The sequence below is a fragment of the Marinimicrobium locisalis genome (assembly GCF_039822625.1).
Taxonomy (GTDB): domain Bacteria; phylum Pseudomonadota; class Gammaproteobacteria; order Pseudomonadales; family Cellvibrionaceae; genus Marinimicrobium; species Marinimicrobium locisalis.
In genome coordinates this window covers 80668-95394 of the sequence record NZ_JBDLLG010000005.1, presented here as the reverse complement: position 1 = coordinate 95394, position 14727 = coordinate 80668, and the positions used below count along the sequence as shown (strand labels likewise).

Here is a 14727-nt window from a genome sequence, read left to right as displayed (position 1 = left end):
TGTGTATTAACTCCCTTTCCCTGAATCAACGGGCCTGTACCAATTCGGTTACCAGCTCCAGCTCCGATACCATCTGGTCCACCTGATAGTGCGGCACTAGATGAATGATGCAGGCGTATTGCCCGGGCCGTTCGGGGTGTTCGTTGACCCGAACCGCCGCTTCTCTTAGCGGGTAGCGGGCCTGCTCTTCCCATTCCAGGTCTTCCCGGCCGGTGGTATAGCGAAACAGCCACTGGCGCAGGAAGCGCTCGCATTCGTCGGCGCTGATAAAGGCACCAATTTTATCCCGAATCATGACCTTGATGTAGTGCGCCACGCGGGACCCGCAAAGCACATGCTGCAACATGGCCGATAGCTTCGCGTTGACGGTCTGGTCGGCGGAGCGCTTGGGCTTCTGGATGGAAGCGTTGCTGTAAAACGCCGAGAACGGCGTTTGGTAACACTGGCACAGAGAAATAAACCCCAGCTCGGCCAGCTCCCGTTCACGCCGGTCGGTTATGACCACGTCCGTCAGTGGCTTGGGCACTTGATTGTGGGCGTCCGCATCAAAGTAATCCACCGGCAGGGTGGTGACCAGCCCACCGCCGATGTGGTTGCGCGGCACCCCGCGGATGTGGCCGAACCAGCCCACGTTGGCAAACTCCCGAATGAGCACGCCCCCGAAGGCGTAGGCGGCGTTTCCCCACAGGTAACCACCGCCGTGTCGCCCGCCTTTTTCTTCCCGGAAGGGCACCCCTTTAAAACTACCGGTTTGGGTGCGGTAGGGGCGGCGCATCAATGTTCTGGGGAGTGTCAGCCCGACAAAGCGCGAGTCGGATTTCTCCCGCAGGGCGCGCCACCGGATGTACTCCTCCTGGGAGAACACCGCTTCGAGGTTGATCGGCTTGCCCATCGCGGAAAAATCATCCACGCCAAAAAGCTCTGGGGCGGCACCGGCTACAAACGGCGCAAAGGCCGCCGAGGCCACCTGGGAGAGCCCCTCGAGCGTGGTAATATCATCGTAGGGGTGATTGGGGCTCGGCCGGTGGCTGATTTGATAGTCACCGATCAGTACGCCAAACGGCTCGCCCCCCGGGTGCCCGTACTCGTTGTTGTAGATTTTCTGAAAGAGCTGGCTCTGATCAAAGTCCAGGGCCTTGTCGATATCCCGGCTAACTTCTGACCAGTGCATGTCCAGCACCTTTATCTTGATGTTGCGCGCCCCTTCGGCTTGCAACACCAAATACCAAAGCCCGCGCCAGGAGGCCTCAAGGGCCTGAAAGTGCGAGTGGTGCAAAATCGCGTTGATCTGATCGCTAATCATCCGATCGATTCGGGCCACGGTCCGATTGACCAGGATCTTAATGTCCTGAGTGCTGTCCACGGGACCGGCCGGCGCCATTTCCGCCAGGAAGTACGCCAGCGCACGCCGGGCATCCGTTTCCGCCAAAAAGTCATCGAGCCCGGTCAGATGCGCGCGCTGTTCGCACACGGTCTCCAGGCTGACGGTCGCGCCAGATGAATTAGAGGCGCGCGCGGAGGCTTCGGCAAGGTTCGTTGACATTGCGTCGATCAGAGTCCTGTCAGTTGAAAGCAGTGGCGGCCAGGCGGCCGCCACTTAGTCGGCGCACTTAGCCCGCTTTGGGGATGTTGGCTACCAGGCGCAGGGAGGCGGTAAGCTCTTCCATTTGCAACCAGGGCCGCATCCAAGCGACGGCATTGAAGACGCCGGGTTGCCCGGGGACTTCTTTCACTTCCACATGGGCTTCCGCCAGCGGGAAGCGTGCTTTCATCTCGGCGCTTGCGCCGGGGCTGCCGTTCACGTAGTTACCGATCCAACGGTTCAGCCACTCTTCGGCTTCGCCGGCTTCCATAAAGGAGCCAACCTTGTCACGGGCCATCACTTTCAGGAAGTGGGCAATGCGCGAGGTTGCCATGATGTACGGCAGGCGAGCGGAAATGGCGGCGTTGGCCGTGGCTTCCGGGGAGTCGAACTTGGGCGGCTTTTGCGTGGTCTGCGCACCGAAGAACACGGCATAGTCGGTGTTCTTGTAATGACACAGGGGCAGGAAGCCCAGTTTGCTCAGCTCCGCTTCGCGGCGGTCGGTAATGCCAATCTCTGTCGGGCACTTCTGGTCGACGTCACCATCGTCACTGACGAAGGTGTGGCTGGGCAGGTTGTCGACCCGGCCGCCGCCTTCGGCACCGCGGATGCTGGTGCACCAACCGTACTCGGCAAAGGCGGTGGTCAGGGTTGTGCCCAGCGCATAGGCCGCGTTCATCCAGCAGTAGTCGTCGTGTTCGGTGGCCAGGTGCTGGCCGTTCTCGCCCACCGCGACTTCTTCAAAGTTGAACGCTTCCACCGGCTTGGTGGCGCTGCCGTAGGGCAGCCGGGCCAGAACGCGCGGCATGGTCAGAGTGACAAAACGGGCGTCGTCGCTTTCGCGGAAGCTGCGCCATTGGATGTACTCGGCGGAATCGAAGATTTTCTCCAGGTCCCGCGGCTTGGACAGCTCGGTATAGTCTTCAAAGCCGAACATTTCCGGAGCGGCGGCCGACAGGAAGGGGCAGAAGCCCGCCGCCGCGACGTTGGACATCTGGCTCAACAGAGAGATGTCATCCGGATGGGAGGAGAATTCATAGTCGCCAATCAGGGCGCTGTAGGGCTGTCCACCAGCGGTGCCGAATTCGCTCTCGTAGATTTTCTTGAAAATCTGACTCTGGTCAAATTCAACCGCTTTTTCCAGGTCCTTGGTCAGTTCCTTTTTGCTCAGGTTGAGCATGCGGATTTTCAACTGGGATCCGGTTTCGGAGTTCATCACCAAGTGGTTCAGACCACGCCAGGAGCCTTCGAGCTTCTGGAACTTCTCATGGTGCATGATCTCCGACAGCTGCGTGGACATCAGTTCGTCCACGGCGGCAATGGCCTTGTTGATGGTAACAGTGAGGTTCTTGTCCCACTTAACCGTGCCGGACATGGCTTCTTGAGCCAGGGTCTTCAGAAGATCCTGAGTTTCGTCGGCCGGGGTCTGGCGGGTCGCGGTAATCGCCTGCTCGAGGAAACTAACCTCTTCGACTTCGCTTTCCGCCTGATCTACGGCTTGTTGCTCTTCATTATTCGCCATCTTTCGCTTCCTCCTTTTTCTCCTCGCCGACACCCAGCTCGCCGGACAGCGCCGACAGGGCTTCGGTATCACTCAGGACGTTTTCCAACAAGGTTTCCAAGTCTTCCGACCGGTCGGCCTTGGTGAGCAGGTCGCGCAATTTGTTGCGGGTTTCCATCAACTTGCGCAGGGGCTCAACCTGTTGCACAACACGGTGCGGCTCGAAGTCTTCCATGCGGTTGAAGTCCAGATCGACGTTCATCTCGCTGCCATCGCCTTCGAGTTTGTTGTCAACTTTGAAATTGGCTTTGGGGTTAATTTTGCCCATCAGGTCGTTGAAGTTGTCCCGGTCAATCTGGGAGAACTTGCGATCCTTGAGTGACTTCTTACCTTCGGTGTTGTCGCCGGAGTAATCGCCCATGACGCCCATGACAAAGGGCAGCTCCTTTTCGCTAATGGCACCGTTGGTTTCAACGTCGTATGTAATGTGAACACGCGGCTTGCGCACGCGCTTGAGTTTGTCGTGGATACTCTCGGACATAATCCCTAATCCTCTGTCAGTGGTTTGGGTCGTTTCGGTTCCTGCAATCAGGAGGTGTTAGTCTTCTTCGACTTCCACTCCCGTAAGCTCGCTGTAATGCGCGCGAGACGATGAATCCGGTATTAGCTCCTGAATCAGCTCGTCCAAGCGCATATTGCCCCACTTGACCGCCTTCTGCAGGACGTAAGAAACCGGTGAATGGGGTTCGGTTTTCCGGAAAAACTCGGAAATTTCCCGCAGCTGACGGAAGGCCTCTTCTCGGGTCATGCCGCCTTTGCGCGGGGCTTTGGGGGCCTCGGAACCGGGGGTTGCTTCGTCTTGCTCCCCCCCCTCCTCGGCTTCTTCTATTTCATTGGCGGCGGCGAACTTGTCCCGCCCCAGGTGATTGATGGCGCCGCGGCACTCTTCGAGCACATCGAGGATGTTGCGCGCCGGCGGGGCCGTGTCGATGCCGCAGTGCTCATCCAGCAGCTGGTGGCAGGCGCGGAAGTGCTCCAGGGCCTGGTCCAGGTCGTCCAGCTGGTCGGTAAAAAAGGTATCGGAGGACTCCAGGACCGCCTTTTCGATATCGGTAATGCCGTAGCCCAGGTTGTCTTCCTTGGCCTGGCGGGCGTCTTCGTCGGCCAATTTTTGGATGTCGAGCGCCTGCTGGTACTGCCAGAAACTGAATGGCGCGGGAGGCTGGCCTTCGGTGATGGGCACCTTCCGGATAGGGGCGATCAACACCCCTTCAGCGCCTTCGCCGTTAAGGCCGGACAGCGGTGCCACGCGGGTTTCAAGGCCATCCTCGTCGGGCATCGGGTAGAGGTCGTCCCAGTATTGCTCGACCAGCCCGTGGAGCAGGGCGAAGGCATCGCGCAGGCCCTGGAAGCCGTACTTGCGCACCAGCGCTTCGGTGTACCAGCTGGCCACTTCCAGGTCCTTGCTTTGTTCTTTCAGAACCTGTGGGGCCAGCGTCAGGACTTCGCGCCAGTGCTCATCGGCCTCATGGGAGTCGCCGTCGTGCACGCTTCGGCGCTCGGCGGCCCGGGCGCTGGCGCGCTCACGCTTGAGTGTCTGGTATAGGGACTGGGGAGACGCATCGGCACGGGCGTCGTCGCCGGCGGGCGTCTCGTCCGAGATGGGAGCCAGTAAGGCGTCTAGTTCAATTGCGTTCGGTGAAGCCATTGCCTTTTATCTTCCCTTTTGTGTGTCGCAAATTCCTGTCGCTTCCGACCTTGGAGTGAAGGTGACTATAAAGGTGGTTCCGTGGTTTTCTGAGATGGAGCGGTGGCCATCCGTCGCATTAATAAACATAAAGCTCCCTCTTGTGGTGCCCCGGCGATTTGGAAAACTATCATACGGCGACGGTAAACTTAAACGTTTCTGATGAAATTGCCAACGAAAATTTGAGTTAATGTCGAAAAATGTGACCGAGTGCAATTTTTTAGTTCCCGAATGGCGGAAAACCTGTTGTACAATTCCGTCCAACAACAGAATTGTGGCACACTGACCCCAATATTCAGAGGCAATGCGAAAAAGCACCCTGCTTGGCGCACATTTCACCACTAAAGAAAACGGATAATTTCGGGATGACATTTGGATGACTCTACACCTCAGGATAACCAAAGCACCGGACGGCACTTCTCCTTCCCAGACGGTTCACGCAATTGACGAGGCGGGCGGCACCTTGGGTCGCGGCCCGGACAATACCCTGATGTTGCCGGACCCGGAGCGTATTCTCTCAAGCCGGCACTGTGAGTTTGTTCACCTCGATGGCCAGTTCCAGATTGTGGACTGGAGTACCAACGGAACCTTCCTAAACAGTTCGCCCGAGCCACTGGGGAAGGGGACAGCGGCCGCTCTCAATCACGGTGACGTGATTGAAGTGGGGGATTACTGCTTCGCGGTGGAGCTGGCGGCGGGGATGGACAGTGGCGCCCAGAATACGCCGTTTGCTTCGGCCGACTCGCCGTTTGCAACGCCAGACGTGCCGCCCGCGGAGGCTCCCGTCGTGCCGGACGACCCGTTCCAGAGCGACCCCTTCGGGGCGATGCCCGAGCAACCCCCCGTCAGTGGGCACGACTCTCTGGACCCCTTGCAGCTGTTGGATGGAGTGAACACCCCGGCGCCGGTCAGCGACATGCCAGCGTCAGACTGGGATGCGCCGTTTTCCGACAACGACGGGTTCTCCGGGGGCCATCAGGCCACGCCGGGGCCGTTTGCCGACCCGCCGGCCTCTGGAAGTGACCTGTTCGGCGGACAGGACCCGGGGGCTGAAGCCCTCTCGTGGCCCGAGTCCAAGCCGGAGAACCTGATTCCGGATGATTGGATGGAGGCGGACGAACGCTCAGGCGAGGCCTGGCCTCAGGATGAGCCGAGCCAGGATGACTGGGGCCAGAGCGGGGCCGCCGCATTTGAAGCGCCGGTGCCTCCGGCCCCTCAAAAACCTCAGGTTACCGAGGCACATCAGGCTCCGTCTCGCCCGGAACCGTTTCAGGCCGAGCCGCCCCGGCCCGAGCCGGTGAGTGAGCCCGAACCGCCTTTTGAACCCGAACAGCCGCCCGAGCCGCCGCCTCGGATTCCGCGCCCGGGAGCGCAGAGCCACAAGCCGAGTCACAAAGCGGCGCCGACCGCCAGGGACAGTGACGCGCTGTTTGCGGCCATGGGGCTGGACGTTGACCGTCTGTCGGAGCAGGAGCGCGCCGAACTGCTGCCGTTGATGGGCAAAATGATGCGCGAAGTCGTGGATGGCATGATGCAGGTTTTGCGCTCGCGGGCGAGCATCAAAAACGAATTTCGAATGAACGTCACTACCATTCAGCCGGTGGAGAACAACCCGCTGAAGTTCTCCGCGGATGTGGATGAGGCGCTCGACAACATTTTCCTCCGCCGGTCTCAGGCTTATAAAGAGCCCTTGTCGGCGGTACGGGAAGGGTTTCAGGAGATCGCCGAGCACCAGCTGGCCATGATCGCCGGCATGCGAAGCGCCTTCGAGCACATGCTGCGGGATTTTGATCACGAGCGACTTGAAGCCCGGTTTGACCAGCAGGGCAAACGCAGCCCCGTGGGGGCGCTCAGGCGCGCCCGTTACTGGGAGCAATACCAGGGGTATTACCGGGATTTGAGCGACAATATTGAGCGCTCATTCCAGCAAATTTTCGGAGACGAGTTTGTACAGGCGTATCAGGAACAGCTGCGGCGCCTGTCATCGCTACGCTCCTCCTAATGCTTCCGACAGATATTGTAGAAGGACTATCGCTATGTGCGTTTTGAATCGCTGTTTCCTGCTGCTGGCCCTTGTGGCCCTGGCGTTGGCAGGCTGCTCCAGCCGCGAGAGCAAAGTAGGCGGCATGCTCAACTTGCAAACGGACCTGAAGCTCACTCTGGAGGCGGCTCAGACTATTAACCCGGATGTACAGGGGTCCCCCTCTCCGGTGTTTCTGCGCGTGTATGAGCTGAACTCGAAGGAGGCGTTTGAGCAAGCCGATTTTATCGAGCTTTACGAGCGCGATCAGTCGGCCCTGGGGGATACCCTGGTTCAGCGTCGGCAGCTGCCCAGGCTCGTGCCGGGGGAAGTGCGCTCCCACAAGCTGGTGCTGGACAGCAGTACCCGCTATGTCGGCGTCATGGCGGAGTTTTTCCAGTTTGAAGATTCGGTCTATAAAGTTGTGGTGCCGGTGACCTCGCGCAATGTATTTCGGGATACCCTGCAAATACGCGTCTCCGGCAATCAACTCTCCGTCGTTAATTAATCGGGAATAGGGAACGTCTTATGTCACTGAGCAGCAAGGTGATCTGGTCCGAGGGAATGTTTTTAAATCCCCAGCATTTCCAGCAGTACGACCGCTACGTGGAGCGCTACATTGATGCCAAGTGCAGCGCGCTGGGCGCCTATGGCTGGGGGCTACAGTCCTGGGAGCTGGATCAGCAGCTGTTGAACCTGGGCAAACTGTCGATATTGCAGGGCCAGGGGGTGTTCCCCGATGGGACACCGTTTAACTTTCCCGAAGTGGACGATGCGCCGCCTGTACTGGAATTGCCGGAAGGTCTGCACAACACGCTCGTGTACTTGGCGGTACCGGTGCGCCGGGCGGGCGCCGTGGACGTTTCCCGGGATGACGATACCCAGGCGCTGGCCCGCTACTACGTCTCCGAAGTCAGTGCCCGCGATGTGACCTCCGAAGGCGGGGATACCCGGCCGGTGGATGTCGGCAAGCTGCGTTTGCGGCTGATGCTGGAAACCGAAGACCTGAGTGGTTACGCCTGCATCGGAGTCCTTCGCATAGCGGAGACTCGCGACGATCACAAAGTGCTGGTGGATGACCAGTATCTGCCTACCTGCCTGGATGTCTCGGCCGCCGCCAAGCTCGGCGGATTTCTGCCGGAGCTGGGTGGGCTCTTGCATCACCGCGGAGAGGCCATCGCGGGGCGTCTGGCAGACGCGCGGCGCGGCGGTACCGCCGAAATCGCCGATTACATGATGCTGCAGATGATCAACCGCTTTGAGCCACTTATTAATCACCTGGCACAAGTTCGTAACCTGCACCCGGTCATTATGTTTCAGCAACTGCTGTTAATGGCCGGCGAGTTGTCCACCTTCGTGGCGAAAGACAAGCGTCCACCGGATTTCGCTCCTTACCGGCACGATCAGCTGCAGGAGACATTTCTGCCCCTGATGAGCACCCTGCGTACCTACCTTTCGATGGTGTACGAACAAACCGCCATTTCGCTGCCGATGGAGGAGAAAAAGTACGGTATTCGCGTGGCCGAGGTTCCAGATCGCAGCCTGTTGAACTCAGCCTCCTTTGTGTTGGCGGTTCGAGCGGATGTGGCCGAGGAAACCCTGCGTTCCCGCCTGCCGGCGCAGATTAAGATCGGTCCGGTGGAGCGCATTCGCCAGTTGGTGAACGCCGCCATGCCGGGCATCGAAATCAAGCCCCTGCCTGTGGCGCCGCGGCAAATTCCCTTCCGTTCCGGCTATGCGTATTTCGAGCTGGAGAAGCGCAGTGCCTTCTGGAAGGAAATGTCCATGTCCGGTGGTTTTGCCCTGCATGTGGGTGGGGACTTCCCCGGACTGGAAATGGAATTTTGGGCCATTCGGCAATAACGCCGGAACGGACGAGGAGCGCTTATGGATTCCCCCGATAAAACGGTATTTCGCCAGCCCAAGCCAGGCGGTGACCGCACGCGCATGAAGTCTTCTCCGGGCGCCCGGCCGGAGCCGCCGCCGGCCCCCCGGCAGGCCGAGCCCGTGACGCCCCCACCGCGTCAGCCAGTCGCCCCTGAGGCCCTGCTGCCCAGTCGAGGATTGAACCCGCTGGTGAGCGCGGCGGATACACTGCTGGCCGTTCATAGCAAAGTGCGGCAGTCCGCCCGCCACCCCGACGTGGCGGGGCTCTATCGTCAGTTGACCCAGGAAATCCGCCAGTTCGAGGGAAAGGCGCGCGAGCAGGGCCTCCCGCCTGAAACGGTGTTGGCCGCGCGCTATATTTTGTGCTCGGTTTTGGATGAGGCGGTGCTCAATACGCCTTGGGGGAGCGATAGCCCCTGGGCGCAACGGACGCTGCTAAGCGCTTTTCACAACGAAACCTCCGGTGGCGAAAAGTTCTTCCAAATTCTTGACCGCATGAACCAAGCGCCCTCCCAAAATCTCGATATGCTGGAGTTGATGTATCTGTGTCTGAGCCTCGGTTTTGAGGGGCGTTACCGCTTGGCCAATCGCGGGCGCGACGTTCTTGAGCAGATTAAAGACGATGTCTACCGCACCATTCGCCGTTACCGGGGCGAACACGAGCGCTCTCTTTCTCCCACGTGGGAAGGGTTGGGGCAGACCCGCTCGACACTGACTCAGGCCATCCCTTTATGGGTTTGGGCGGCCATGGTCGCCCTGGTGTTGGTCCTGACCTATTCCGGGTTTCGCTATTGGTTGTACACCAGCTCTTCTCCGGTGGTGGAGCAATTGCAAAGCGTCAACGAATCCATTGAATCCTCCAGTCCGAACGCTTTATAGGGGCGCAAAAGGGAACCCACGCACTTATGAAACGCATAAAAGCCTTTATTACCCACCCGGTTACCATCTCGCTGCTGGGTGTGCTGCTGCTGTCGTTATTGATCTGGTTTGGCGGCCCCTACATCAAGTTTGGTGAAGACAATGTCGCGCCCCTGGGGGGCAGCACGGCCCGGCTGCTGGCCATTTTGGTGTTGCTGGTGCTCTGGGGGTTGAACAACCTGCGCTTGCAGTGGAAAGACCGCCGCCAAAACAGTGCTCTGGTAGACGACATTAAAGAGACACAGCAGGCCGGTACCCAGGACTATGCCAGTAGCCAGGCCAGTGATGAAGTGCATCAGATTCAGCAGCGCTTTAGCGACGCGCTCAGCACTCTGCGTCAGCGCCGTTTCCGGGGCGCCGCCAACAAAACCCGGGCGCTGTACGAGCTGCCCTGGTACATCATTGTGGGCCCGCCCGGCGCCGGTAAAACCACCGCACTGGTGAACTCCGGGCTGGAGTTCCCGCTGGCGGACAAGTTCGGCAAGGGCGCGCTGCAGGGCATCGGAGGCACGCGCAACTGTGACTGGTGGTTTACCAATGACGCCGTGCTGGTGGACACCGCCGGGCGCTACACGACCCAGGACAGCCACCGGGTGGTGGACAGTTCGGCGTGGGAAGGGTTTTTGGGGCTATTGAAAAAGCACCGCCGCCGTCGCCCCATCAACGGCGTCATTGTCTCTGTCAGTGTTCAGGACCTGCTGACCCAAACCGAAGAAGAGCGCCTGCGTCACGCGCGCACGATTCGCACCCGGATTGACGAGCTGATGGCCAAGCTGGAAGTCAGGTTTCCGGTGTACCTCATGTTTACCAAAGCCGATTTGATTTCCGGCTTCAATGAGTTCTTTGAGGATCTGGGCAAGGAAGAGCGCGAGCAGGTGTGGGGGCTGACCTTGCCCCATGCCAGCCAGCCCGATGAGGCGCCGGACTTTGAGTTTATTGGCCGGGAACTGCAAAACCTGGAAACCCGCCTGTATGACCGGGTGCTGTGGCGCATGCATCAGGAGCGCGATGGTACCCGTCGCAGTGCCATCGAGCAGTTCCCCAAACAAGTGGAACAGGTGAATGCCCTGGCGCAGTCCTTTGTTCGGCAGACTTTTGCGGCCAACCGTTACCGGTACCAACCCTTTTTGCGAGGGGTCTATTTCTCTAGCGGCACGCAGGACGGTACGCCCATTGACCGCCTGATGAGCGCCGTCTCCTCCCAGTTCGGATTCGCACGCGAAGCCATGGAAACGGGGCTGAATCGTGGTAAGAGCTTTTTCCTCGGCCGCTTGTTTCAGGATGTGATTTTCCCCGAGTCGGAGCTGGTGGGTACCAACCCGCGCTACGAGCGCTGGCGCCGGTGGGGGCGTCGGACCGCCTACGGTGCGCTCGCCGCTTCGGTAGTGGGGCTGCTGACGGTGTGGACTGGCAGTGTGGGTCGCCATGCCAGCTTTATGGAGGATGTGCGAGGGCACCTGAACGATTTCGAAGCCGCCTCTCAGCCCGACCATTGGCGCGGGGGCGTGCGGGCCACCCTGGCCCCGCTGACGTCGCTGGCGCAGGCAAGCAGTGTCTATGACCAGGAAGCCCACCCGTGGCTAAGTGGCGTCGGCTTATACGACGGCCGTATTGACGAGCGCGCGGACGAGGCCTATCAACGGTATCTGCGAGGCCCCTTTACCCAGGCGCTGCTGCGGGAGCTGGAAACCGCCCTGCTCGATACCGAGGAAGATCTGGCCCTCTACAATCACTTCCGGGTTTACCAGATGTTTGGTGATGTCGAGCGCATGGAGCCCGAGCGGGTGGCTGGTTGGTTCTCCCGCCGTTGGGAGCAGAGCCCGGTGCTGGCCGGCGCCGAGCGGGCCCAGCTAACCCAGCACTTGAGCGACTTGCTCGCGCTGGAGTTGGACGACCAACCTCTGAACGACAGTCTGAGCCGCCGGACGGCCCAGCGTCTGCTGCAGGTTCCGGTAGCCCAGCGGGTCTACAACCGCATTCAAGACAAACCGGAGTACCAACGGCCGGTGGATCTGCGTACGCAGTACGGCGATCAACTGACGACCGTTTTTGAACACGGGCCGACGCTGCGCGAGGCTAGCCAGATTCCTTGGATGTTTACCCGCGAAGGCTACAAAACCATCGACCTGTCCAGTCGCTCGCCGGTCCTTCGCGAGCTGGTCAATGACCGGTGGATTTTTGCCAGCCTGGATGAGTCGGCTCAGGATATGAGCGACGAGGATCTCGGTGAGCTGAGTGAGCGGGTGACCGCGCTGTACCTCGATGACTACATCCGGGCTTGGAGCCACGCGCTGCAGTCACTGGAGGTAAAACCCTTCAGCAGCTTGAACCAGGGCAGCGATGTTCTGGCGCGGGCCGCTGATCCGTTGTATTCCCCGCTGTACAGTGTGCTTCAGGTCAGCGCCCAGCAAACCCGTCTGACCAATCCCAAAATGAAAGAGACGGTGGGCAATGCCGGCCGCAGTCGGCGCGCCGACATGGCGACCGACCTGATTGCCTCCACCATTGACTCCACCCGCGTGGACAAGCACTTCAGTGAAATTCATCGTTTGATGGGGGGGGACAGTGGCCAAGCCCCGATCCACGTCGTGTTGGACGATCTGAGAAAGCTGAGTGATTTTCTGCAAGACATTCGAATGGCTCCGAACCCGGACCAGCGCGCGTTTGAAATCGCCCGCGAACGCTTTGCCGACGGGGCCGGCAACCCGGCGACGAGTCTCCGCGGTTACGCGCGCAACCTGCCTCAGCCGCTGGAGCAGTGGCTGACCAGTCTGTCACAGGAAACCTGGCGGGTGATCCTAATTTCCGCGCGCTCGCACCTGACCAAGGAGTGGCAGATTCAGGTCTATCAGCCTTATCAGCGCATGGCCGCCGGTCGCTATCCCCTGGTAGCGGGCGCGGATGCCGAAATGTCACTGTACGACTTCAGTGAATTTTTCAAACCGGGCGGTATGCACCAGCGTTTCTTCGACCAATATATTGATCCCTTCGTCAATACTCGGGGGCAATGGTCCAGCCGCGCCGTGGACGGCTACGGCCTGGGACTATCCTCCTCCGCGTTGGCGCGCTTGCGTCAGGGGATGGAGATTACCGAAGTCATGTTCCAAGACGGCGAAACCACACCCAGCCTGACGTTGGAGTTTAAGCCTCGTCTACTCAGCAAGGAGAACGCGCGCTTCTCCGTGGATATGGGCGGTGAAGTGCTCAGCTATAATCACGGGCCGAAGTTTTGGCGCTCGGTGGAGTGGTCGGGCAACCGGGCTGAAAATCGCTTGCGGCTTCAGTTTGAAGGGCTCAACGGCGGGCGGCGCCACCGTACTTACGAAGGGCCCTGGGCTTGGTTGCGGGCGCTGGATGAGGCGGACGTCGACAAGACACCCCGAGCCGATGTGTATCATTTGACCTTTGTCGTCGCCAGCGCCGATCGCCGGGATGAAATGGTCTACGAAGTGAAAACCCGTAGTGTCGACAACTTGTTTAACAACAACCCGCTGCGTCAGTATCGCTGCCCGGAGGTGCTGTAATGTTGAGAAATGCCACCACCGGTTTTTTTGGCAAGCTGCCGGCGCACGGAGACTTCATTCACCGTGGGCTGTCGACTCAATGCATCAATATCTGGGACGACTGGCTTCAGTCAGTGGTGGGCGCCACCCAGGAACAGTTGGGGCAGAACTGGCTGGATGTGTACTTGACCAGCCCCATTTGGCGTTTTGCGCTCTCCCCGGGAGTGATTGACGGGAACCTCTGGGCCGGTATTTCCCTGCCAAGCGTGGATCGGGTGGGGCGCTATTTCCCCTTCACGATTCTCGGCTGTGCCGCCGCGCAGGTGCCCGCCACGGTTATGCTGACCGACAACGACGATTGGTTTGAAACCATGGAGGAGATTGCCCTGGCCGCGCTTGACGGGCAGATGGTGCTCGAAGAAATGGCGGCGCGGGTACAGCAAGTCCCATTGGCGACCTCTTCCGCTTATACCCAGGCGCGCCCGGGACCGGGAGGCGGCCAGCGGGTGGTGGTCATGCAGGATGAAGAAGACAGTCCCGGCTCTGTATACCCGTACTTGTTGGACGCCGCGCTTACCGCCTCGGCGCCGAGTTACAGCATTTGGTCCACGCGGGGGTCAGACCGAGTGGAGCCCTGTGTGGCCACCGCCAACGGTTTGCCGCCGGTGGCCAGCGTGGCCGCCATGTACACCGGCCAGTGGCGGGACTGGCAATGGGAGCAGCCCTACGATCGTCGAGGAGAGGAGCATGGAGTCTAGTAGAGCTCTGTCAGAGCCGGATACCACCTACCGCCGCCCGATTCGGTGGCGCACTTGCTCGGCCACCCACCAGGGCGCCGTTCGGCGGCTGAATGAAGACGCCGTGCTTTCGCGCGCTGACTGCGACCACTGGGCCGTGGCCGATGGCATGGGCGGTCACGAGGTGGGGGACCTGGCGAGCCAGAAGATCGTCGAGGCCTTGGACCGGTTGGAGGTGCCCGAACACTTGGCCGATGCCGTGGACTGTGTCGAAGACTGTGTGCTTGGCGTTAACCGGGATCTACAGCACTACGCCTTGAGTCACCTCGATGGCGCGACCATGGGCAGCACGCTCGTGGATGTGGTTATTCGCGGTCGCATTGGCATTTGCTTTTGGGCCGGGGACTCCCGTTTGTACCGCTACCGCCGACAGCAGCTGAACCAGCTGACCCGCGACCACAGTCAGGTGGAGGATATGGTGCAGATGGGGCTCATCAGCCGCGAGGAGGCCCACGGCCACCAATGCAGTAATGTGATTACTCGAGCCGTGGGGGTTGAGGAGCGGCTGCATCTGGATCTACGTTTGTTTGATGTTCAAGTGGGCGACTTATACTTATTGTGCAGCGACGGCCTGCACGGGGCCGTCGAGCCGGACCGCATTTCCGAAATTCTGGACAGTCGCGATCCGGACATCTGTGTGGATGAGCTGATGGAAGCAGCCATGGAAGCCGGCGCGCCCGATAATATTTCAGTGGTCGTAATTAAAGGAGAGCCCGGCCGGGTGAGTGCCACCGGTCGGGACCAAACGCGAGAGGACAACAACGCGAGTTGA

General features: G+C 60.0%; 11 protein-coding genes. 7 read left to right on the top strand and 4 right to left on the bottom strand.

The annotated features are described in order from the left end of the window. Window positions 1-25: 25 nt before the first annotated feature. The 4 genes from tssC (AAE514_RS05065) to tssA form a co-directional block, all read right to left on the bottom strand. Window positions 26-1543: a type VI secretion system contractile sheath large subunit gene (tssC, locus tag AAE514_RS05065; RefSeq protein ID WP_347330430.1), complete on the bottom strand. Its 1518-nt coding sequence runs from the start codon at window positions 1541-1543 to the stop codon at window positions 26-28. A 67-nt stretch (window positions 1544-1610) separates the two neighbouring features. Next, window positions 1611-3104 (bottom strand): type VI secretion system contractile sheath large subunit, encoded by a 1494-nt coding sequence (gene tssC / locus AAE514_RS05060; RefSeq protein WP_347330429.1) that lies wholly within the window; start codon window positions 3102-3104, stop codon window positions 1611-1613. Further along, window positions 3094-3624 carry a type VI secretion system contractile sheath small subunit gene (tssB, locus tag AAE514_RS05055; protein ID WP_347330428.1) on the bottom strand — a complete coding sequence of 177 codons (531 nt, stop codon included), beginning with the start codon at window positions 3622-3624 and terminating at the stop codon, window positions 3094-3096. The genes tssC (AAE514_RS05060) and tssB overlap by 11 nt, the downstream gene beginning before the upstream one ends. A 57-nt stretch (window positions 3625-3681) precedes the next feature. Next, window positions 3682-4791 (bottom strand): type VI secretion system protein TssA, encoded by a 1110-nt coding sequence (gene tssA, locus AAE514_RS05050; RefSeq protein ID WP_347330427.1) that lies wholly within the window; start codon window positions 4789-4791, stop codon window positions 3682-3684. 415 nt (window positions 4792-5206) lie between these two features. Here tssA and tagH point away from each other — a divergent pair, with 415 nt between their 5' ends. From tagH to AAE514_RS05015, 7 genes are read left to right on the top strand one after another with little or no spacing between them, the layout of a single operon-like run. After that, entirely contained in the window at window positions 5207-6832 is a 1626-nt protein-coding gene (tagH, locus tag AAE514_RS05045) for a type VI secretion system-associated FHA domain protein TagH (protein WP_347330426.1), read from the top strand. Window positions 6833-6866: 34 nt separating this feature from the next. Further along, entirely contained in the window at window positions 6867-7358 is a 492-nt protein-coding gene (tssJ, locus tag AAE514_RS05040; RefSeq protein ID WP_347330425.1) for a type VI secretion system lipoprotein TssJ, read from the top strand. A 20-nt stretch (window positions 7359-7378) separates the two neighbouring features. Continuing rightward, the gene (gene tssK / locus AAE514_RS05035) at window positions 7379-8713 is read left to right on the top strand and encodes a type VI secretion system baseplate subunit TssK (protein ID WP_347330424.1); all 1335 of its coding nucleotides are present in this window, start codon (window positions 7379-7381) and stop codon (window positions 8711-8713) included. 24 nt (window positions 8714-8737) lie between these two features. Next, entirely contained in the window at window positions 8738-9616 is an 879-nt protein-coding gene (gene icmH, locus AAE514_RS05030) for a type IVB secretion system protein IcmH/DotU (RefSeq protein ID WP_347330423.1), read from the top strand. Window positions 9617-9642: 26 nt separating this feature from the next. After that, window positions 9643-13179 (top strand): type VI secretion system membrane subunit TssM, encoded by a 3537-nt coding sequence (gene tssM, locus AAE514_RS05025; protein WP_347330422.1) that lies wholly within the window; start codon window positions 9643-9645, stop codon window positions 13177-13179. Continuing rightward, on the top strand, window positions 13179-13916 hold the full coding sequence (gene tagF / locus AAE514_RS05020; protein ID WP_347330421.1) for a type VI secretion system-associated protein TagF: 738 nt from the start codon (window positions 13179-13181) through the stop codon (window positions 13914-13916). Before tssM ends, tagF begins: the two co-directional genes overlap by 1 nt. Continuing rightward, complete coding sequence (locus AAE514_RS05015) at window positions 13906-14727, top strand: PP2C family protein-serine/threonine phosphatase (protein WP_347330420.1); 822 nt, start codon at window positions 13906-13908, stop codon at window positions 14725-14727. Before tagF ends, AAE514_RS05015 begins: the two co-directional genes overlap by 11 nt.